The organism is Variovorax sp. J22R115, from assembly GCF_030317005.1.
Taxonomy (GTDB): Bacteria; Pseudomonadota; Gammaproteobacteria; order Burkholderiales; family Burkholderiaceae_C; genus Variovorax.
Window position 1 is genome coordinate 224404 of record NZ_JASZYM010000007.1, and the last position, 22805, is coordinate 247208.

Genomic DNA, 22805 nt, shown 5'->3' on the forward strand with positions numbered 1-22805 from the left:
AATGAGTGCCGTATGGATCGACGAGACGCCCTCGTCCACCAACAACCTGAAGATCGAACGCGAGACCCACAAGCTCGAGAAGCGGCTGTGCCGCGAAGTGGGCCGCGCCATCGTCGACTACAACATGATCGAGGAAGGCGACAAGGTCATGGTGTGCGTCTCGGGGGGCAAGGACAGCTATGGACTGCTCGACATCCTGCTCAAGCTGCGGGCCCGTGCGCCGATCCACTTCGACATCGTCGCGGTCAACCTCGACCAGAAGCAGCCCGGTTTTCCGGAGGACGTGCTGCCGGGCTACCTCACGGCGTTGGGCGTGCCCTTTCACATCGAGGAGCAGGACACCTACTCGATCGTCAAGCGCGTCATTCCGGAAGGCAAGACCACCTGCGGGCTGTGCAGCCGCCTGCGGCGCGGCATCCTGTACCGCGTGGCGGACGAACTCGGCGCCACCAAGGTCGCGCTGGGCCATCACCGCGACGACATGCTGCAGACCTTCTTCCTCAACATGTTCTTCGCGGCCAAGCTCAAGTCGATGCCGCCCAAGCTGGTGAGCGACGACGGCAAGCACATCGTGATCCGTCCGCTCGCCTACGTGGCCGAGAAGGACCTGATCCGCTGGGCGCAGCACCGAGAATTCCCGATCATCCCGTGCACCCTCTGCGGCAGCCAGGAGAACCTGCAGCGCAAGCAGGTCGGCGAGATGCTGCGCGAATGGGACCGCAAGTTCCCGGGCCGCATCGAGAACATGTTCAGCGCGCTGCAGAACGTCGTGCCCTCGCACCTGCTGGACGGAACATCGTTCGACTTCAAGGGTCTGAAGGCGACGGGCATCGCCGATGCCGACGGGGACAAGGCCTTCGACGCACCCGAATTCCCGACGGCGCCTTCGCCACTGCGCATCGTCCAACTCTGACGCCATGAGGATCCTGCTCGCCGCCCTTGCGCTGACCGCCAGCCTCACCGGCTGTGCGACGCGCTGGGTCGTCGACAGCGACGTCCGGACCTTCTCGAAGATCGAGACGGTCCCGGCCGCCTCGACCTACCGCTTCGAGCGCCTGCCTTCGCAGCAGTACGAGGAGGCGGCGCAACTGCAACTGGAGGCGATGGCGACCGCCGCTCTCGAAGGCGTGGGCCTGCGCCGCGACGACGCGGACCCGCGCTACAGCGCACTGATCGGTGCGCGCGTGACCACCGAACTGTCGCCCTGGGCCGATCCATGGTTGTATGGCGGCGGCCCGTGGTGGGGACCCGGCCCGCGCTTCGGCGGTGCTTGGGGCTACGGCCGGGGCTGGGGTGGCTGGGGCGGCCCGGGCTGGTATGGAGGTGGCTGGTGGGGGCCCGCTTTCCCGCCCCCCTCTCCCTGGTACGCACGCGAGGTCAGCATCGTGCTGCGTGAACTGCCTTCCAACCGCGTGGTGTACGAGACCCATGCGCGCAACGACGGTCCCTATACCGCGAGCGAGGCCGTCCTGCCCGTCATGTTCCAGGCTGCCCTGCAGGGCTTTCCAAATCCTCCCAAGGGCGAACGCCGCGTCAACATCGAGATCCCCACGGCGAAGAACTGAGGGATTAAGGGTTCCCCCTAGAATCCTTTCGGATGGAGCCCACCCGACTCATCGCCGTTCGCCACGGCGAGACCGCCTGGAACGTCGACAGCCGCATCCAGGGCCAGATCGACATCGCGCTCAACGACACCGGCCTGTGGCAGGCCCGGCGCGTTGCGCAGGCGCTCGTGGAGGACCCCATCGCGGCCATCTACGCCAGCGACCTCGCCCGGGCGCGGCAGACGGCGCTCGAGATCGCCCAGTCACATGGCATCGAAGTAGCGTTCGACACGGGTTTGCGCGAACGATCGTTCGGCCTCTTCGAAGGCCGCACCTTCGCCGACATCGACGCCGCCTTGCCGGATCAGGCACGCCTCTGGCGGACCCGCGATCCAGAATTCGCCCCCGAAGGGGGTGAGTCTCTGCTCACTTTTCGTGAACGAGTGACGAGTACCGCGGCGCGGCTTGCGGCGCGGCATCCGGGCGAACTCGTGGTCCTGGTGGCACACGGCGGCGTGATGGACGTCCTCTATCGCGCTGCAACAAGACAGGAACTGCAGGCACCACGCACCTGGCACCTCGGTAATGCAGCCATCAACCGCCTGCTGTGGACACCGCAAGGCTTTACGCTGGTCGGTTGGGCCGACACCGCCCACCTTCAGGGCGACGGGACGCTGGACGAAGCGACCGCCTGAACTGCGTTCTCTTCGTTTCCGCAGTGCAACAAACGATTGACGTCAGTCGTTTGTACTCATTTTGTAAAAATGAGCGCAGAATCGTATCTACACGAAGCATCTCCAGGCGGGAAACGCAACCAAGTGCGTCGAATGTTGCAAAGCATCCAAACGACATAGGCTGGCCGACATGGCTTTCGTCCGGTGGCGCGAGGGGGTTCTAGAGGGCAATATGGAGCCTCGGTCAAAAATGAGCGCTTTGTGACTACTCTTCGGCGCTGATACATCTTTCGCCGAAAAGACGTAACGGTTGAAACAGCAGGGGTTACCTGAAGGGCATCGGACCATTCATTCGCGGAGTCAGCAGTTCATGGAACAACAGCCTCTTTCCCCACCATCGTCCGAGGCGGCGGTGCTCTCGCTCATCGACTTGTTCGTGCGTCCGTCCGGCAGCCAGACCCAGGCTCGCCAAACAGGCAGCGCCGCGCTGTCCCCGGACCTCGGCGCGAGGTGGGCGGACCTGGTTCAAGCATCCCGATTCCTTCCGGACACGCTTTTCGCCGCGGCCTGGTGCCTCCTGCAGTCGCGTTGGCTAGGTTCCGCGATCGTCGAACTTGGGGAGTTCCTCGGCGAAGCGCCTGCCCGCACGGTGAGCGTCGCGATCCGTTGCGACGATACGGCCACGGCGGGCCACTGGCTCTCGGAGGTCGATCAGGCCCGTCGCAGTGCGTCCGCCGCCGTCCCGGCGGCCGAGGCACAGCCCTTTGCCTTGTGGCTTCGCGATGGCGCGCCCGCAGCCAGCGGCGAAGGCCCCCTGCTTCAGTGGCGCACCACTTGGGCCGGCCAATCCGCCGCACTCCACCTGACCGCCGCCGCCGCAGTCCTCGAAAGCACAGCCGCCGAAAGCCTGCTGGCAGCACTGATAGATACAGCATCCGATCTGCTGGAGCGGCCCACGGCCACCCTGCGCGAAATCCGGACCCTGACGGCACCTGACCGGCAGCAGCAACTGGATGTCTGGAACACCCCACCGTCCCCCTACGATCCGACGCTGACGGTTCACGCGATGTTCGACCGCCAGGTCGCGGCCCGCGAAGACGCCATCGCCCTGATCGGCGAGGATGGTCTCCTGAGCTACCGCGAACTGGCGGACCGGGCCGAGCGCATGGCACGCAGGCTGCAGGCGCGGGGCGTCCGCGCCGGAGACACTGTGGGCGTGATGCTCGACCGATCGAGCGCAGCCGTGGTCGCGCTGCTCGGCATCCTGAAGGCCGGCGCGGTCTACGTTCCGGTGCAGCCGGACTTTCCGGCCGAACGCATCGCGTTCATGCTGACGCATTCCGATGTCGGGCTGGTCGTGACCCAAACCGCGCATCGACAACTCGTGCCCACCGGACGGGCGCTGCTGTCGATCGACGAGGCCATGGACGACGACGCCTCGCTGCCGCCGCTCGCGCCCGCGCCGGCAGGCGGCGAATCGGTGGCCTACGTGATGTACACCTCGGGCTCGACCGGCACGCCGAAGGGCATCGAGATCTGCCACCGCTCGATCCTTCGTCTCGTGGTCGATGCCCGCTACGTCGAACTCCCGCCCGGCGAAGCCATGCTGCACGCCGCGCCACTGGGCTTCGATGCCTCCACGCTCGAGATCTGGGGCCCTTTGCTGAATGGTGGCATCTGCGTGGTCCATGACGAGCAGGTGCCCACCGGCGCCGGACTGGCGCGCACCATCGCACAGCATTCGGTCAAGACCGCCTGGCTCACGGCCGCGCTCTTCAACGCGGTGGTGGATGACGATCCCGCGCAACTGGTCGGCCTGCGCCAGTTGCTCACCGGCGGCGAGGCGCTGTCGGTGCCGCATGTGCGGCGCGCAATGGCCGCCCTGCCCGGCCTCACGCTGATCAACGGCTACGGGCCGACCGAATGCACGACCTTCGCGGCCACGCACCGCATTCCGCGCGACTTGCCGGCCGACGCTCGCTCGGTGCCGATCGGACTGCCCATCAACGAGACCGCGCTGCGCGTGCTGAGTCCGACGATGGCGATGCTGCCCGCCGGTCTCGTCGGCGAACTCTGCATCGGCGGACGCGGCCTGGCGCGTGGCTATCTGCAGCGGCCCGACCTGAGCGCGGAGCGGTTCATCCGTGATCCGTTCGGCGGGCCTGACGACCGCCTCTACCGGACCGGCGACCAGGCGCGATGGCTTCCCGACGGCACCATCGAGTACATCGGCCGCATCGACGGGCAGGTCAAGATCCGTGGCCATCGGATCGAGACCGGCGAAGTCGAGGCCGCACTGCTCGCGCACTCTGGCATCAAGTCCTGCGCGGTGATCGCACGTGCCGACGCGGCTGGCCGCCTTCGCCTGGTGGCTTACCTGGTGGCCCGCGGCGCCGAGGTGCCGTGGACGGCCCTGCGCCAACACCTCGCCGAGCGCCTGCCCGAAGCAATGCTGCCCGCGGCGCAGGTCTGGCTCGAACAACTGCCGGTCACGACCAACGGCAAGCTCGATCGCCGTGCGCTGCCCGAACCCCCGAGGCAACGGCCGGAACTCGCGCAGACCTTCGAAGAACCGCGCGACGACGCCGAACGCAGGGTGTGCGCGGCCTTCGCACGCGCCCTGGGTATCGACCAGGTCGGCCGCAACGACAACTTCTTCGACCTCGGCGGCGATTCGCTGCTGGTGCTCAAGGTGTTGAAGGATCTGCAGAGCGGCAGCGAACGCCGTCTCTCGACCAATCTGTTCTTTCGCCAGCCCACGCCCGCGGCCCTGGCCGCCGGGATGCAGGACAACGAGGCGGCCGCGCCGCAGCGCGAGGCCACCAGGCCAGTGCCGCAAGCGACGCACGGCATGGAACCGGTCGCGCTGATCGCCATGGCCGGCCGCTTCCCGGGTGCCGCGGACGTCGAGCAGTTCTGGGACAACCTGATGGCGGGCCGCGAATCGATCACTTTCTTCGACGATGCGACGCTGGACGCCGGCGTCAGCGCCGCTTTGCGGGCCGACCCCGCCTACGTGCGCGCACGCGGCGTGATCGACGACATCGAGCAGTTCGACGCAGCCTTCTTCGGCATCAACCCGAAGGAAGCGGAACTGATGGACCCGCAGCACCGCGTGTTCCTCGAGATCTGCTGGGAATGCCTCGAGCGCGGTGGCTACGTGCCCGATCAGGCGCCCGGCCCGGTGGGCGTGTACGGCGGCATGTACAACGCGACCTACTTCCAGCGCCACGTGACGGCGCACCCGGACCTGATCGACATGGTCGGTGAGTTCCAGGTGATGCTCGGCAACGAGAAGGACTACATCACGACCCGCGTGGCGAACAAGCTCAGCCTGACCGGCCCGGCCGTGAGCGTGCACACCGCGTGCTCGACCTCGCTGGTGGCAGTGGCGCAAGCCTTCCATGCGCTGCGCACCGGCCAGTGCAGGATGGCGCTGGCGGGCGGCGCATCGGTCACCTGCCCGCCACGCAGCGGCTACCTCTACAACGAAGGCTCGATGCTGTCGCCCGACGGCCATACGCGCAGTTTCGACGCCAAGGCGAAGGGAACGGTCTTCAGCGACGGCGCGACGGTCGTGCTGCTCAAGCGGCTGTCCGACGCGATCGCCGACGGCGACACCATCTATGCCGTGCTGCGCGGTGCGGCGATCAACAACGACGGCGGCGCCAAGGCCAGCTTCACGGCGCCGAGCGTGGACGGACAGGCCGCAGTGATCGAGGCCGCGCTGGCATCGGCGGGCGTCGAGGCCCGGAGCATTTCCTACGTCGAAACCCACGGCACGGCGACGCCGATGGGCGACCCGATCGAAGTCGAAGGCCTCACGCGGGCCTACGCGGCGCACACTGCAGATACCGGCTTCTGCACCATCGGATCACTGAAGAGCAACGTCGGCCACATGGTCACGGCCGCCGGCGCCGCCGGGCTCATGAAGGCCGCGCTCTCGATGCATGCGGAGGCGATTCCCGCGAGCCTGCACTACGAGTCGCCGAACCCGGCCATCGATTTCGACACCTCGCCCTTCCGGGTGAACGACCAGCTGCGCCCGTGGCCGCGCGAAGCAACGCCGCGCCGCGCGGGTGTGAGCAGCTTCGGCGTGGGTGGCACGAACGCGCACGTGATCATCGAGGAAGCGCCGCTGCGCGTGCCCTCCGATGCCGCGACGGGTCCACAGTTGCTGACCCTTTCCGCCCGGTCGCCCGCAGCGCTCGCCGCGGCGGCGACCCGCCTGGCCGATCACCTCGACACGCATCGCGATGCCGCGCTGGCCGACGTCGCCCACACGCTGCGTGTCGGTCGCAAGCAGTTCGCGCATCGCGCCTGCGTGGTCGCCGAGTCTTTCGATGAAGCCGTCGCGGCATTGCGCACGGCCGACTCGCCCGCTCGCGCCGGTGGCTCGGTCAATGCCTGGGTGCCGAAGCCGGTCTTCATGTTCCCGGGTCAGGGCGCGCAGTACGCCGGCATGGGCCGCGCCCTCTACGCCGGTGACGCCGTCTTCCGCGCTGCCTTCGACGAGTGCCTGAAGGCCTTCGACGACGTGCTGGGCTTCGATCTCCGCGAACGCATGTTCTCGGACGATGCGTCGGCGCTCACCCCCACATCGGTCACGCAGCCGGCCACCTTCGCACTCGAATACGCGCTCGCGCGCCAGCTCATGGCGCTGCGCGTGACGCCGGCCGCCATGATCGGCCACAGCGTGGGCGAATTCGCCGCCGCCGTGCTGGCCGGCGTGATGCGCCTCGAAGACGCCGCGCGGCTCGTGGCACAGCGCGGCGCGCTGATGCAAGCGCTGCCTGCCGGCACGATGCTGTCGGTGCGCCTCGCGGCCGCCGAGCTGCTGCCGCTCCTGCCCGAAGGCATTTCACTGGCCGCCGACAACGGCCCGGCCGTCTGCGTCGCCGCCGGTCCGAGTGATGCGATCGAGAACCTGCGCGCCGCGCTGGAGGCCAAGGGCATCGTCGCGAAGACGCTGCAGACCTCGCACGCCTTCCACTCCGCCATGATGGACGCCGCCGTCGCGCCCTTCGAGGCGCTGGTGCGCCAGACGCCGCTGTCGGTGCCCAGCCTGCCAATCTATTCGACGCTCACGGGCCGCCTGCTGACGGACGAGGAAGCGACCGACCCGCACTACTGGGCCCGGCACTTGCGCGAGACCGTTCGCTTCTCGCCCGCCGTGCGCGAAGTGCTGGGCCAGCTCGCGCATCCGTTCTTCGTCGAGATCGGCCCCCGCAACACGCTCGCAACGCTGGTGCGCCAGCACGCGACCAAGGCGGTGCCCGCACCTGCCGGGTCGCTGTTGCCGGACCCGGCACAGGGCGAGAGCGCCGCATGGCGGCTCGCCGCCGGGCGTCTCTGGGCGCAAGGCGTCGAGATCGACCTCGGCGCCCTCGATCCGCGCGAGCGCAAGCATCGCGTGCGCCTGCCCACCTATCCGTTCGAGCGCAAGCGCTTCTGGGTCGAGATGGCAACGGCTTCCGCCGCGCCAGTCGTGCCGGTTGCACCTGTCGCTCTTGCCCCTTCTTCAGACCTTTCCGCCCTTTCAGCCCCTCCTTCCACATCGATTTCGGAGTTGACAATGACTGTCGCTGCTGTCGCCACATCCGCGCCCCCCGCGCGCCGTGCATCCCTCGTCACGCGCCTGCGCGAACTGTTCGAGAACCTCTCGGGTGTCGACATGAGCGACGTCGAGGGCGCAGCGCCCTTCGTCGAGATCGGCCTCGATTCGCTCACGCTCACGCAGGCTGCGCTGCAGGTCAAGAAGAACTTCAAGGTCAACCTCACCTTCCGGCAGCTGATGGAAAGCTATCGCAGCTTCGACGCGCTGGCCGAGTTCCTGGATGCCACGCTGCCACCCGACCCGGCAGCACCCGTGGCCGCAGTGCCAATGGCGGCACCCGCAGCGGCGGCGGCCATGCCTCAACAGGTGGCGGCCATGTCGATCCCTGCGATGCCGGCGATTCAGCCCTCGGCTGGCCTTCCGGCGGGCAACGGCACCCTGATGCAGCAGGTCATCGCGCAACAGATGCAATTGATGCAACAGCAACTCGCATTGCTGTCGGCGGCGCCGACGGTTCCGGTCAGCCCAGCGCTGCCGGCATCGGTGGCGGAGCAACCCACGCCCATGGCCACCGCCGCGGCCACGGCGTCCAATTCCCCCACGCCGGCTGCCGCCGAAGAGCCCGCCGCGCCGCTGCAGAAGTACGACGTCAAGAAAGCCTTCGGCGCCATCGCGCGCATCCACACGCAGAGCAAGGAGCCGACCGAACGGCAGAAGGCGCGCCTGGCGGCCTTCATGCGGCGCTACGTGGAGCGCACGCGCAGCAGCAAGGCCTTCACCGAGCGCAACCGTCCGCACATGGCCGATCCGCGCGTGGTCAACGGCTTCCGTCCCGCGACCAAGGAGATCACCTACCAGATCGTTATCGAGCGCTCCAAGGGCTCACGCCTCTGGGACATCGACGGCAACGAATACGTCGACACGCTGAACGGCTTCGGCATGAACCTCTTCGGCTGGACGCCGGACTTCATCAACGACGCAGTGCGCAAGCAGTTGGACCTGGGCTATGAGATCGGCCCGCAGCATCCGCTCGCGGCCGACGTCACGCAACTTCTGTGCGACCTCACCGGCTTCGACCGCGCAGGCCTGTGCAACACGGGCTCGGAGGCCGTGATGGCCGCGCTGCGCATCGCGCGCACGGTCACCGGCCGCAGCACCGTGGTGCTGTTCACGGGCTCCTACCACGGCACCTTCGACGAAGTGCTGGTGCGCGCAGGGCGCAATGCCAAGGGCATGTCGGCGGCGCCGGGCGTGCTGCAAGGGATGTTCGGCGACGTCCGCGTGCTCGACTACGGCACGCCGGAAGCGCTGGAGTTCATCCGCGCCAATGCCGACGACCTGGCCGCCGTACTGGTCGAGCCGGTGCAGAGCCGCCGGCCCGACTTCCAGCCGCGCGAGTTCCTGCGCGAGGTGCGGGCCATCACGGAGAAGTCCGAAACCTGCCTGATCTTCGACGAGGTCATCACCGGCTTCCGCTGCGACCTGGGCGGCGCGCAGGCCGTGTTCGGCATCCGCGCCGACCTCGCGACCTACGGCAAGGTGCTCGGTGGTGGCTTCCCGGTCGGCGTGATCGCCGGCAAGCGCACCTACATGGACGCGCTCGATGGCGGCCCCTGGCAGTACGGCGACGACTCGGTGCCCACCGTGGGCGTGACCTACTTCGCCGGCACTTTCGTTCGGCACCCGCTGGCGCTCGCCGCATCCAAGGCCGCGCTCGAACACCTGAAGCAGGACAACAACAAGCTGCAGACCCAGCTGAACCTGCACACCGCGGCCATGGCCGACGAACTCTCGGCCTTCTGCCGCGAGGTCGGCGCGCCTCTCGAGATTCGCTACTTCTCATCGCTGTGGCGCGTGAGCTGGCTGGAAGACCACCCGCTGCAGGACTTGCTGTTCGCCATGATGCGCAGCCGCGGCGTGCACATCCTGGACAACTTCCCCTGCTTCATGACGACCGCGCACACGCAGCAGGACATCGCGACCATCAAGTCCGCCTTCAAGGAATCGATCGCCGAGATGCAGGAGGCCGAACTGCTGCCGCGCCGTGCGGCGCCGAAGCCGGCCTTCGACCCGTCCAACCCGCCCGTGCCCAACGCGCGTCTCGGCCGTGACAAGGACGGCCAGCCCGCATGGTTCGTTCCCGATCCGACCGCCCAAGGCAAATTCATGAAGTTCCAAGCATGACCACAGCCGTCCTCACCCCCTCCGACGACAGCGCCGTGGACGAGTTCGACCCGTTCGCCGTGGGCCTGATCGAGCGCATCGTCGCGACGACCGAAGCGCAGCGCGAAGTCTGGCTCGGCGACCGGCTGAGCCCCCAGGCATCGCTGGCCTACAACGAGTCGATGCGGCTTCGCCTCAAGGGCCTGCTGGACACGCCCGCGCTGGGCGCGGCACTCGACCAGCTGATCGCACGCCATGAATCCCTGCGCTCGACGATCTCGCCCGACGGCACCCAGTTGCTGATCGGCGAGGCCGCTCCGGTGCAGATGGGCCAGCATGACCTGCGACACCTCGACGCGGCCGCGCAGCAGCGCCGGCTGGAGGAAGACGGGCTTGCCGCCGTGCAGGACCCCTTCCTGCTGGAGAAAGGCCCGTTGTTCCGGGCCGCGCTGTATCAGCTCTCTCCGACCGACCATGTGCTCGTGATGACCGCGCACCACGCCATCTGCGACGGCTGGTCGTGGGGCGTCATCAGCGAGGACCTCGGCGCGCTCTATGCGGAGCAGACCGGCGCCGGCCCGGCGCTCGAACCGGCCGCGCGCTACTCCGACTACGCCACGTGGGAGGCCGAGGAAGCGTCGAGCCCCGACATGCAGACGCACATCGACTACTGGCTCTCGCGCTATGCCGGGGGCAGCCTGCCGGTGCTGGAACTGCCGCTCGACCGCCCAAGGCCTGCCGTTCGGACCTTCAGCTCCTACCGCATCGACCACGTGCTGGACCAGTCCCTGATCGACGGGCTGCGCAAGGTCGGCTCGGGAACGGGCACCAGTCTCTTCGCGACGATGTTCAGCGCCTTTGCCGCGACGCTCCACCGGCTGACGGCGCAGGACGATCTGGTGGTCGGCATCGCCGCCGCGGGGCAGATGCCCAGCGACATGCCGGACCTCGTGGGCCACTGCGTGAACCTCCTGCCGATTCGCGTGGCAGTCGACGCGAATGCGCCTTTCGATGCGCTCGCACGCCAATCGGGCAGCGCGCTGCTCGATGCCTTCGAACACCAGACGCTGACCTACGGCTCGCTCCTCAAGAAGCTGCCAGTGCCGCGCGACCCGAGCCGCCTGCCGCTGGTGAACGTGCTGTTCAACGTCGACCGCGATGCGGCGCCCAACGACGGCAACTTCCCGGACCTGAAGGTCGAGCAGAGCACCATTGCGCGCCGCTACGAGAACTTCGAGCTCTTCCTCAACATCACGCCCGTGGTCGGCGGCATGCAGATGGAGGCGCAATACAACGCCGACCTGTACGACGATGCCACTGTGCGCCGCTGGCTGGTCATGTACGAATGCCTGCTGCGCTCCGTGGTGAATGACCCGGCGCAGGCCGTCGGCAAGCTGCAGGTGCTGTCGGCCGACGAGGCGCGTGCGATCACCGCGTTGCAGCCGGCACCGACGCCGATCGAAGGCGATCCGCTGATGCACGCCGGCTTCGTGGCGCATGCGGCCGCGCAGCCCGAGCGGCCGGCCCTGCGCGACGGCGCGCGAAGCATGAGCTACCGCGAACTCGACGTGCGGTCGAATCGCCTGGCGCACGCCTTGCGCGCACGCGGCATGGGCCGCGGCCAGCGCGTCGGCCTGTGCCTGGACCGCGGCACCGACATGTTCGTGGCCCTGCTCGCCGTGCTGAAGAGCGGCGCCGCCTACGTGCCACTGGACCCCGCCTTCCCGCAGGCCCGCCTCGACTATTACGCCGAGGATGCGCGCCTGGGACTGCTGCTGACCGCATCGTCGATCGCCGCCGCACCGGTCAACTGGTGCGCCGATGCGGCCCAGCGCGTGTTCCTGCTCGACCGCGAGACCGCCTGGCTCGACGAGCCGGCAACGCCGCTCGCGGCGGGATCCCAGGACGCGCAGGCCGAGGACACGGCCTACGTGATCTACACCTCCGGCTCCACCGGCAAGCCCAAGGGCGTGTGCGTGCCGCACCGCGCGGTTGCGAACCTGATGCAGACCATGCAGCGCGAGCCCGGCATCACGGCGCAGGACCGCCTGGCCGCCGTGACCACGCTGTCCTTCGACATGGCTGTGCCCGAAGTGATGCTGCCGCTGGCGGCGGGCGCCGAGATCGTCATCGTGCAGCGCGAGGTCGCCATGGACGGCAACCGCCTGCGCGCGCTGCTCGAATCCGAATCCATCACCATCTTGCAGGCCACGCCCGGCATGTGGCGGCTGCTGCTCGATGCGCAATGGTCGGGTGCACGCGGCTTCCGCGCCTGGATCGGCGCCGAGCCGGTGCCAGCGGACCTCTCGCTCGAACTGCTGGATCGCAGCTCCGAGCTGTGGAACTTGTATGGGCCCACCGAGACCACCGTGTGGTCGACGGTCTGGCGCATGGAGCGGCCGCGCATCGCGGCGCGTGGCGTCTCGATCGGCCGCCCGATGGCGAACACCGGCGTCTGGATCCTCGACAACAACCTGCAACCCTGCCCCATCGGCGTGCCGGGCGAGATCTGCATCAGCGGAATGGGCGTCACGCTCGGCTATCTCGATCGCCCCGAGCTGACCGCCGAACGCTTCGTGACCACCGCCATCGACGGCGTGGACACGCTGATCTACCGCAGCGGCGACCGCGGCCGCTGGCGCAACGACGGTCTGCTGGAGCACATGGGACGCTTCGACTTCCAGGTGAAGGTGCGCGGCTACCGCATCGAGCTCGGCGAGATCGAGGCGCGCTGCAACGAGGCACCCGGCGTGGCCCGCAGCGTGGTGGTCACGCGCGAAGACCAGCCCGGCGACGTGCGACTGGTGGCCTACCTCGCGAATTCCCCCGGTGCGACGGTCGACCTCGCGGCGCTGGACCGCCATCTGCGCAGCCGCCTGCCGCAGTACATGGTGCCGCAGCACGTCGTCTCGCTCGACGCCATTCCGCTGCTGCCCAACGGCAAGGTCGACCGCAAGGCCCTGCCCAAGCCGAGCGCGACCCGGCAGGAAACGACGGAACGCGTCTTGCCGCGCAACGAGCGCGAGCGCGTCGTGATGGAAACCATGGAGCGCGTGCTCAACCTGCCCGGGCTCGGCATCCGCGACGACTTCTTCGCGCTGGGGGGACATTCGCTGCTCGCGGCTCGCGTGTCGACGCTGCTGAGCCGCGAGTTCGGCATCACGGTGCCGCTTCGCACTCTGTTCGAAGCCCCGACCGCCGAGCGGCTGGCAGCGGCGATCGACAGCCTGAGCGGCGATGACGCGCCGCGCAGCGAGCCCATTCCGCACATGGCCGGCCGCCGCAGCGCGCCGCTCACGCCGATGCAGGAGCGCATCCGCTTCGTCGAGGAGTTGCACCCGGGCCGCTCGGTCTACAACGCGCCTTCCGCGCACCGGCTCGGCGGGCCGCTGGACGTTCCCAAGTTCAATGCGGCGCTCCGCGAAATCATCCGCCGGCAGGCTTCGCTGCGCACCTCGGTGGGCATCGATCCACAGACCGGCGAGCCGGTGGCGCTGATCGCCGACAGCATCGACTACGAACTGCCTCTGGTCGACCTCGGCAGCCTGCCTGCGGACCAGCGCGAGGACGAGTTGCTCGAACTCATGCAGGAGCTGGCCGACCGCCCGATCGACATCCACAAGGCCCCGCTCTTCCATGCCGCGCTGTACAAGGTCGCGGAAGACGACCATGCTTTTGTCTTCGTGCCGCACCACCTGGTGTGGGATGGCTGGTCCTTCGACATCCTGCAGAGCGAGCTGTCGCAGATCTATGGGGCGCTGGTGCGCGGCGAGCCGCACGGACTGCCCGAGCCCGTCCTGACCCACGGCGACTACGCCGAGTGGTACGCGAACTGGCTGGAACAGCCGGAGCTGGAGACCCAGCTGCAATACTGGAAGAACCGTTTCGCGAATTCGCCGACGCCCAAGGCACCCCAGACGGACATGCCGCGCCGCGCGGGCATGAGCGGCCAAGGCGGCACGCACTGGATCAGCGTCGACAAGGCACTGACCGAGCGCCTGCGCGACGCCGGGCGCGGCCACAACGTCACGCTCAACATGCTGACGCTCGGCGTCTACATCCTGATGATGAGCAGCGTCATCGAGACGCGTTCCATCGTGATCGCGACGCCGGTGCGCGGCCGCGAAGCGCCGGAGACCGAGTCGATCATGGGCTTCTTCAACAACGTGCTGCCGCTGTCCTTCCAGGTCGACGGTTCGCTGCGTTTCGGGGAGTTCATGCGCTACGTCAAGCAGGAGTTGCTGTCAGTCATGAACTACCAGCAGGTGCCCTTCGAGCGCCTGGTGGTCGAGCCCGAGTTCGTCGAGCGCGCCCAGGGCGTGGGGCTCTACCAGGCCCTCTTCTCCTTCCAGGATGCGCGCGAACGGCCGCCGGGCATCGGCGATCTCCAGGACCGTCAGATGCACCTGCTGCAACGCGGCGCGACGGACGACCTCGGCATCTGGCTCATGGACAAGCCGAAGGGGCTGGAAGGCGCGATCACCTACAACGCCGACATCTACCGCCGCGAAACGGGCGCCGCCTTCAAGGAGCGCTTCGTCGAACTGCTGCACCTCGTCGCACAACGGCCGGACGACACACTGGAGGCGCTCTGGACCTCGGGCGACTCGGAAAGCGCCAAGTACCTCCAACGCCTCGCCGCCGGCGACACGCCGCCGCAGCAGGCCGTGTCCGCAGCAGCCCCGATCCAGGAGGAGAAAGGGCCGCCGGCGCTGCTGCTGCCCGAACAGGCCCGGCTTGCGCAGATCTGGGCGAGCGCACTGAACATCGACGTCAACGACATCCGCGCCAACGACAACTTCTTCGACCTCGGCGGCGATTCGCTGCTGGCGATGCGTGTGCTTCGGCAGGCGGAGCAGAGCCTCGGCTTCCGTGTGGAGCCGCGCCGCTACGTGTTCGAAAGCCTGGCGCAACTCGCCTCGACCGCCGCGGGCACCGCCATCGAGGCGACCGCGCAGGCGTCGGAAGAGAGCGGATCGAAGCGCGGCCTGCTGGGCCGCGTGTTCGGGGGCTGGAGCCGCAAGGGCTGAAGAGGGCGACGGCCATGTCCATCGTCCAGATTCCTTCCGTGGCGCACTGCCAGTTGTGGCGTGTGGATCTCGATGTCGTGCCGGGGCCGGAAGCGGCCGCCTGCCTGTCGAACGAAGAATGGGAGCGGGCCCACCGCTTCGTCTTCGCGCGGGACCGCCATCGCTACGTCGCCGCCCACTCGGCGCTGCGCAGCACGCTGTCGGCGCACACCGGTATCCCGGGCGCGTTCCTGGACTTCACGCATGGCGCCTTCGGCAAGCCCACACTGGTCGAGCCGGCCGGCGTGCGCTTCAACCTGAGCCATAGCCAGTCGGTGGGACTGATTGCGATCAGCACGGATGCGGAGGTCGGCGTCGATGTCGAGTTGTTGCGCCACATGCCGGATGCCGAGGCTCTGGCCGACGCGCATTTCACGGAAACGGAGCGGTGTGCATTGGAAGAGTTTCGACCGGACGAGCGTGACCGCGCCTTCCTGCGCTGCTGGACGCGCAAGGAAGCCTGCCTGAAAGCCACGGGGATGGGCCTCAGCGCCGACACCCGCAGCTTCGAGGTGGGCCTGGCCGGCGATGCGCGCGACGTGCAGATCGCCAGCGACGGGAGTCTGGTGCGCCTGGCGCTGAGTTCATTCGATGGCGGGCAGGGAGTGGTGTGCGCGATCGCCCGAGTGGTGGCGGTCGATGCGATTGCGCCGCGCCCCATGATGCAGGAAAGCGAGTTGTACGCATGACCCCGATGCTCTTCGGCCCGGCCTCACGCCAGTTGTTCGGGCTGTTCCATGCCCCCGAACGCGACGGCAGCGTGGCCCTGCTGATCTGCCAACCCTTCGGCCAGGAAGCCATCCGGGCGCACCGGCTGTTCCGCGTGCTGGCCGACCGCCTCGCACGCGGCGGCGTGGCGGTGCTGCGCTTCGACTATTACGGCACCGGCGACTCGCCAGGCGAGGACACCGACGGCGAGCTCGAAGGCTGGCGCCGCGACGTCTGCTCGGCGCACGAGGAATTGCGCCGGCGCGCGGGCTCGCGCCGCATCTTCTGGCTCGGCTCGCGCCTGGGCGCCGCGATGGCAGTGCTGGCGGCCAAGAGCGGCCGCTGCGACCCGTCGCGGCTCGTCCTGTGGGACCCGATCGTCGATGGTGCCCGCTACCTGGACACGCTGCGCGCCGGCCACGTCGACGCGCTCGAACGCTCCTTTTGCGTGCCCGACCCGACGTGGCGCCGCCGCCTCGCGAAAGACCCCGACGCCTTCACCGAAGAACTGTTCGGCTTCGGCATCTCGCCCACCATGCGGCAGCAGCTGCGCGCGCTCGCTCCGCAAACCCTCCAATTGACCGCACTGCACGAAACCGTGATGCTGGCGAACGCGGAAGACCAAGCAGCGCACCAGTGGGCGCAAGCCGAAGCCGCTCGTCACATGCCGGTGAAGATCTCCCAATTCCAGCACCCGCTGATCTGGACCTCGGACCCACACCCCAACAACGCCATGGTCCCGACCGAAGCGCTGCAACGTCTGATGGCAGAAGTTCATGAATGATTGCAAGGAAACCCCGGTCCAGTTCGGCGCCGATGGCTCGCTGATCGGGATCGTCACGACCCCCGGCGAAGGTTCGATGGCGCCGGTCGCCTGCCTCATGCTCAACATGGGCGCGAACCACCACATCGGGCCGCGTCGCATCAACGTGAAGCTGGCGCGCCAGCTCGCCACGCGCGGCATCAGCAGCATCCGCCTGGACCTCTCGGGCCTCGGCGACAGCGGACCGGCCAGCGGCTCGGAGCACTTCCTCACGCAAGCTGTGTACGACCTGCAGGCCGCGATGAGCCTGATCGAGACCATGCTCGGCGTGCGCCGCTTCATCGTGATCGGCCTGTGCTCTGGCGCGACCAACGGCCTCTCCCTCGCGGTCGCGGATGCGCGGGTGGTCGGGCTGCTGATGTTCGACAGCTATTCGTTCCCCGGACGCCGCACCCGCCTGGAACGCATGGTGCGCCGGGCGCTGGCCGCGCCGACCAATCCGGCCTTCATCGGCAAGCTCGGGCGTTGGGTCCAGCGCAAGCTGTCCCCGAGCGCGGCGGCGGCAGCGGCACCCCACATCTTCGACCCCGATCCGCCGGAAGTTACGGCCGCGACCTTCCGCCGGTCGATGTCTCAGGTGGCAGCGCGGAATCTCGCCGTGCTGCTGCTCTATACCGGGACCCTGCACGTCACGGACCGGAACCGCGACCAGCTCGGCCCCTTTGCCAACGAACCCTTCATGCGTCAGTTCGAGTACGAGTTCATCGGCGAGATCGACCACGGCCTGACCTCGATGGCTGCGCAGCAGACCTTCATGAACGTGGTGTGCGACTGGGTGCTGCGTGTGACGCACGGCGGACAGTCCGCATCGCCACAGCAGGCAGCCACCGCGACCGAACGGCCTTCGGCACGCATGCCGCTGGCAGCGCAGGCCTTCGCACGCGACGCTTTACCTTGACGCTCGCCCCCAGTCTTCGCGCACTTCGTGTCGCTTCGCCAACCCCCTGCCGGGGGCAATACGAACGGCCCGGCAAAGCCAGTTCCGCGGTATTCCTGGAACACTGACACCGGCGCGCAGCAGCGGCCCGGCCCGTTCAGGTCGCCGTGCCGGCAGCGGGCTGCGGCAGCTTGTTCTCTCCCGGTAGTTCCTGCATCGGCCCGCTGCCGCTGTAGCGGTCGAGCGCGAGGTAGATCGCCGGCGTGATGTAGAGCGTGATGACCTGCGAGAAGATCAGACCGCCGACCACCGCCACGCCCAGCGGCTGGCGCAGTTCGGCGCCGGCGCCCAGGCCCAGCGCGAGCGGCAGCGCGCCCATCATCGCGGCCAGCGTGGTCATGAGAATCGGGCGGAAGCGCAGCCGGCAAGCCTCGCGGATGGCGTCGATCGGCTTCATGCCCTCGGTGCGCTGCGCTTCGAGGGCGAAGTCGATCATCATGATCGCGTTCTTTTTCACGATGCCGATGAGCAGCAGGATGCCGATGGTCGCGATCAGCGTCAGGTCGAAGCCGAAGAGCTTGAGCGACAGCAGCGCGCCCACCGCAGCCGAGGGCAGGCCGGCCAGGATGGTGAGCGGATGGATGTAGCTCTCATAGAGCACGCCCAGCAGCACGTAAATCACCAGCACCGCCAGCACGAGCAGCACCGCCTGGCTGCCTTGCGAACTCTGGAACACCGCCGCATCGCCGCCGTAGCTGGTGATGATCGAGGGCGGTATCTTCAGCTCGGCCTTGAACTGGTCGATCTTGGCCGTGGCATTGCCCAGCGGCACGTCGGGCGCGAGGTTGAACGACACGGTCACCGCCTGGAGCTGGCCCTGGTGGTTGACCGAGGTCGGCCCCACCGTGCGCTTGACGGTCGAGAAGGCTGAGAGCGGCACCAACTGGCCCGCCTTGTTGCGCACGGACAGGCGCGACATGTCTTCCTCGAACTGGCGGTCGCTGTCGGCCGCCGAGAGGATCACCTGGTAGGTGTTGCTCGCGCCGTAGATGCTGCCGATCTGGCGGTCGCCATAGGCGTTGTAGAGCGCGGTGCGCAGGTCGCCCACCGCGACGCCGAGCACGCCGGCCTTGTCGCGGTCGATGTCGAGCGTCGCCTGCAGGCCGCGGTTCTGGGAGTCGCTGGTGACGTCGCGGAAGACCGGGTCGGCGCGCATGCGTTCCATCAGCTTGTCGGCCCACACGCTCATGGTGCCGGCGTTCACGCTCTGCAGCGTGTACTGGAAGCGCGCCTTGCTCTGCCGGCCGCCCAGACGCAGGTTCTGTACGGGCTGCATGTACACGGCGATGCCCGGAATCTCGCGGAAGCGCTTGCGCAGCGATTCGAGCACCTGCGGCATGGGCGGGCGCTCCTTGCGCGACTTGAGCACCGCAAACAGCCGGCCCGAATTCTGCGTGGCGGTGGGCCCGCCGACGCCGATGAAGGAATTGACGTAGTCCACGCTCGGGTCGGCCTGCAGCGCTTCGGCCACGCGGTCCTGCAGCGCCTTCATCGCGGGGAAGGAGATGTCCTCGGCTGCCTCGGTCGTGATCTGGATCTGCCCGATGTCTTCCTCCGGGAAGAAGCCCTTCGGGATGGTGATGAACATCCACGCCGTGAGCGCGAAGGTCGAGGCCGCGACGATCAGCATGATCGGTCGATGGCGCAGCGTCCAGTCGAGCGTACGCATGTAGTTGCTGTGCACCCAGCGGTAGCCGCGCTCGAAAGCCCGGCCGATGGCGGTGCCCGGCTCGGGATGCTCCTCCTCGTGATCGACCGCGCCGTCCTCGCGCGGCGTGTGCTTGAGCAGCCGGCTCGCGAGCATCGGCACCAGGGTCAGCGAGACGATCGCCGACACCATGACCGCCAGCCCCACCACCACGGCGAATTCGTGGAACAGCAAGCCGATGACGCCGGGCATGAAGAAGATCGGGATGAACACCGCGACCAGCGAGATCGAGATCGAGATGATGGTGAAGCCCACTTCGCGCGCGCCGCGCAACGCGGCCGCGAAGGGCTCCATGCCCTTTTCGACGTAGCGCATGATGTTTTCGAGCACCACGATCGCGTCGTCCACCACCAGCCCGACGGCCAGCGTGATGCCGAGCAGCGACACGTTGTCCAGGCTGTAGCCGAAGGCGTAGAGCAGCGCCACCGCGCCGATCAGCGAGATCGGGATCGTCAGCGCCGGGATCAGCGTGGCCACGAGGCGGTGCAGGAACAGGAAGATCACCAGCACCACCAGCAGGATGGTGCCCAGCAGCGTGAGTTGCACATCGTGCACGGCCTCGCGGATCGACAGCGAGCGGTCGTTGACCATGTTGATCTCGACCGACTGCGGCAGCTCTTCCTTGAAACGCGGCATCAGCGCCCGCACGGCATCTACCACCTGCACCGTGTTGGCGTTCGGCTGGCGCTGCACGGCCAGGGAGATGGAACTCTGGCCGTTGAAGCTGCTCGCGGTCTTGACCGACTCGAAGCTGTCTTCGATGGTCGCGACCTCGTCGAGCCGCACCGGCGCGCCATTGCGCTGGCCGACGATGACCTTGGCGAAGTCCGCCGCCTTGAGCATCTGCTCGTTGGCCTGGATGGTGAGCGTCTGGCGCGGGCCGTCCAGCACGCCGACCGGCGTGTTGGCGTTCGCTTGCCGGACAGCGTTGGCAAGTTCGTCGAGCGTGATGTTGCGTGCGTTGAGCAGGTCGGCATCGGCCTTGACGCGCACCGCGAAGCGCTTCTGCCCGTACACCGCCACCTGCGCCACGCCGTCGATGGTCGACAGGGTCGGCGAAATCAGGTTCTCGGCATAGTCGTTCAGCTCTGCCGGGGTCATCGAGTTCGAGACCATCGCGATGAACAGCACCGGTGCGTCGGCCGGGTTGACCTTGCGGTACGACGGCAGCTGCGTCAGTTCCTGCGGCAGTTGCCGCTGGGCGCGCAGCAACGCGGCCTGCACGTCGACCGCGGCCGCGTCGATGTCGCGCGAGCTGACGAATTCGAGCGTGACGGAGGTCACGCCCTGGGTGTTGACCGAACTGATCGTCTGCAGGCCCGGGATGGTGGAGAACTGCTTTTCCAGCGGCAACGCGACCGATGACGCCATGGTCTCCGGACTGGCGCCAGGCAATTGCGCATTAACGTTGATGACCGGCGTGTTGTAGCTGGGGAGCGCCGCGACCGGTATCTGGAAATAGGCAAAGATGCCGATCACCACCACCGCGGCAGAGAGCAGCACCGTCATCGCAGGACGACGGATGCACAGCTCGGAGATGTTCATGTGCGCTCCCGCTCCGCGACGATGCTCGCGTTAGAGGGCGCGACCGATGCCGCGCTGCCGGGTCCGGGCGCCGCGTCGCCCGGCCGTTGCGGCTGGGCGGGGGTATCGAGGCGCACCTTGCCGCCGGGCCGCACGTTCTGCTTGCCCTCGATGACCACCTGTTCGCCCGGCTCCACGCCGCGCACGACAACCTGCGTGCCGAAGGTGTAGAGCGATTCGACCTTGCGCCGCGCCGCCTTCTTGTCGGCGTCGACCACGTAGACCGAGACGCCGTCCGCCAGCATCATCAGTGCGGAAGCCGGCAGCACTGTCGCGTCGTTGATCGTGCGGACGGTGACGCGTGTCTCGACGAACTGGCCGGGCCAGAGGCTCTGATCGGCGTTGTCGAACACGGCCTTGGCGCGCACGGTCCCGATCAGCGGATCGACCGTGTTGTCGACGAAGCTGAGCGCCCCCTTCAGGGGCTCCTTGCGTCCGGCCACGACAGCTTCGACCGGTGTGTGCGAACGCGCCGCCGCCAGCAGGTCCTGCAGCTTGCCTTCGGGCACCGGGAAGCTCACCGCGATCGGATCGAGCTGGGTGATGGTCACCAGTGACAGGCTCGGCTGCACCAGCGTGCCCGGGTAGATATTGACCGCGCCGATGCGCCCCGCGATGGGTGCGCGCAGCGTGGCATAACCCAGCGCCACCTGCGCCGATTGCACCGCCGCGCGATCCGCCGCGACCGCCGCGCGCTGCGCTTCGAGTTGCGACAGCGTCGCGTCGGCAGCGCTCTTGGCGATGAAGTTCTGCGACACGAGGTCCTGGCTGCGCTTGTATTGACGCTCCAGGTCGGCCAGCATGGCCTCGTCCCGCTGCTGCTGCGCCTTGGCCTTGGCGAGATTGGCCTGATCGGGGCGGTCGTCGAGCGTGAAGAGCAATTGGCCGGCCTTGACGAACTGGCCTTCCTTGACATGCACTTCCCGCACCGTGTTCGTCACCTGCGGCCGCAGGTCCACGCTATTCAGCGACACGACGCTGCCATTGACCTGCACCGTGACCGGAACGTCCTGCTTCTTCGCCGCTGCCAGGGTGACCAGCGCCGGAGCGCCGGCCCCGGTGCCCCCTGTGCCGGACTTGCCCGCGCCGGCCTCGACCGCCGCGCCGCCCTGGGCCGTTCCGCGCGTCTTGGCCCCGGACCACCACCAGGTGCCCGCTGCCGCAGCCACGACCAGCACACCCGACAGGGTGAGAACGAGATTCTTCTTCATGGGGCCTTGCTATTGAATCGAAAGGGTTCGCCGGGCCTGAGCGCAGGCACTATTTTCACGGCGGCAACTATTGGAGCAGCGCAAGCGAAAAAGAGCCCCTGGCTGCCGTAAAGATAAGTAAAGCGTTCATGCACGATGGCACATTCCGCGGCTCGTCTGGTGGAATGCGGCCGCTAGAATCCCCGCACCCACAGCCTCTGGATGTACCCCATGAACCGCTGCAACAACCCCCTGAACGCTCTCATTTTAATAGCGCTGAGCGCAATGCTAGTGCTCGCTGCCGCCCTTTTTTCGGGCAGCGCCGCTGCTCAGCTGCAAGATCCTTCCGCCACCCAGAACGAGGCCGCCAACGGTGGCCGCAACTTTCCGGTCGGCACGCTGCGCGGCAAATTCATGGTCGTGAACGCGCCCGAGATCCAGCTCGACGGCCAGGCTGAACGCCTCTCGCCCGGCGCACGCATCCTCGGGTCCAACCGCATGCTCGTGATGCCGGCTGCCATCACCGGCCAGAACCTGCTGGTGAACTACACCCGCGACGCCGCAGGCCTGGTGCGCGAAGTGTGGATCCTCACGCCCGACGAAGCGCGGGCCAAGCGCGCATCGGCCGAGAAGCCGCTGCTGAACTTCTGGCCCTTCGTGGCCGACAGCGGCCCGCGCGACGACGGCAAGACGCCGTTCGACCAACTGCCCAGGTACGGGCAGTAGAGCTCGCCCCCAGGCTTGCTCACTTCGTGTAGCCGCCGCCCCCTGCCGGGGGCGACGCCTGCGGCCTGGCGAAGTCAGTTCCGCGGCATCCCGCGAACAAACCGGCGTTCGGCGGGCGACAT

Annotated in this window: 11 protein-coding genes; 9 read left to right on the forward strand and 2 right to left on the reverse strand. The window is 67.9% G+C overall.

What is annotated here, in order from left to right:
- The first annotated feature begins 1 nt into the window (after position 1).
- From ttcA to QTI04_RS14600, 8 genes are all read left to right on the forward strand, one after another.
- A complete protein-coding gene (ttcA, locus tag QTI04_RS14565; protein WP_286601857.1) occupies positions 2-913 on the forward strand; it encodes a tRNA 2-thiocytidine(32) synthetase TtcA in 912 nt (303 codons plus the stop codon).
- A 4-nt stretch (positions 914-917) separates the two neighbouring features.
- Positions 918-1565, forward strand: a complete 648-nt coding sequence (locus tag QTI04_RS14570; protein WP_286616257.1) for a DUF4136 domain-containing protein — start codon at positions 918-920, stop codon at positions 1563-1565.
- Between the two features lie 32 nt (positions 1566-1597).
- A complete protein-coding gene (locus QTI04_RS14575) occupies positions 1598-2239 on the forward strand; it encodes a histidine phosphatase family protein (protein WP_286601854.1) in 642 nt (213 codons plus the stop codon).
- A 349-nt stretch (positions 2240-2588) separates the two neighbouring features.
- On the forward strand, positions 2589-9959 hold the full coding sequence (locus QTI04_RS14580; RefSeq protein WP_286616258.1) for a polyketide synthase: 7371 nt from the start codon (positions 2589-2591) through the stop codon (positions 9957-9959).
- Complete coding sequence (locus QTI04_RS14585) at positions 9956-14968, forward strand: non-ribosomal peptide synthetase (protein WP_286616259.1); 5013 nt, start codon at positions 9956-9958, stop codon at positions 14966-14968. The genes QTI04_RS14580 and QTI04_RS14585 overlap by 4 nt, the downstream gene beginning before the upstream one ends.
- Before the next feature lie 14 nt (positions 14969-14982).
- Positions 14983-15696: a 4'-phosphopantetheinyl transferase superfamily protein gene (locus QTI04_RS14590; RefSeq protein WP_286601850.1), complete on the forward strand. Its 714-nt coding sequence runs from the start codon at positions 14983-14985 to the stop codon at positions 15694-15696.
- Entirely contained in the window at positions 15693-16499 is an 807-nt protein-coding gene (locus QTI04_RS14595; protein ID WP_286601849.1) for an alpha/beta fold hydrolase, read from the forward strand. Before QTI04_RS14590 ends, QTI04_RS14595 begins: the two co-directional genes overlap by 4 nt.
- On the forward strand, positions 16492-17436 hold the full coding sequence (locus tag QTI04_RS14600) for an alpha/beta fold hydrolase (RefSeq protein WP_286601847.1): 945 nt from the start codon (positions 16492-16494) through the stop codon (positions 17434-17436). Before QTI04_RS14595 ends, QTI04_RS14600 begins: the two co-directional genes overlap by 8 nt.
- A 136-nt stretch (positions 17437-17572) precedes the next feature.
- Here QTI04_RS14600 and QTI04_RS14605 read toward each other — a convergent pair whose 3' ends face one another.
- Both QTI04_RS14605 and QTI04_RS14610 read right to left on the reverse strand, forming a co-directional pair.
- Positions 17573-20728: an efflux RND transporter permease subunit gene (locus tag QTI04_RS14605; RefSeq protein WP_286601846.1), complete on the reverse strand. Its 3156-nt coding sequence runs from the start codon at positions 20726-20728 to the stop codon at positions 17573-17575.
- Positions 20725-21978 (reverse strand): efflux RND transporter periplasmic adaptor subunit, encoded by a 1254-nt coding sequence (locus QTI04_RS14610; RefSeq protein WP_286616260.1) that lies wholly within the window; start codon positions 21976-21978, stop codon positions 20725-20727. Before QTI04_RS14610 ends, QTI04_RS14605 begins: the two co-directional genes overlap by 4 nt.
- 210 nt (positions 21979-22188) lie before the next feature.
- Between QTI04_RS14610 and QTI04_RS14615 the strand changes: the two genes are divergently transcribed.
- Positions 22189-22683 (forward strand): hypothetical protein, encoded by a 495-nt coding sequence (locus QTI04_RS14615; RefSeq protein ID WP_286616261.1) that lies wholly within the window; start codon positions 22189-22191, stop codon positions 22681-22683.
- The last annotated feature ends 122 nt before the right edge of the window (positions 22684-22805 follow it).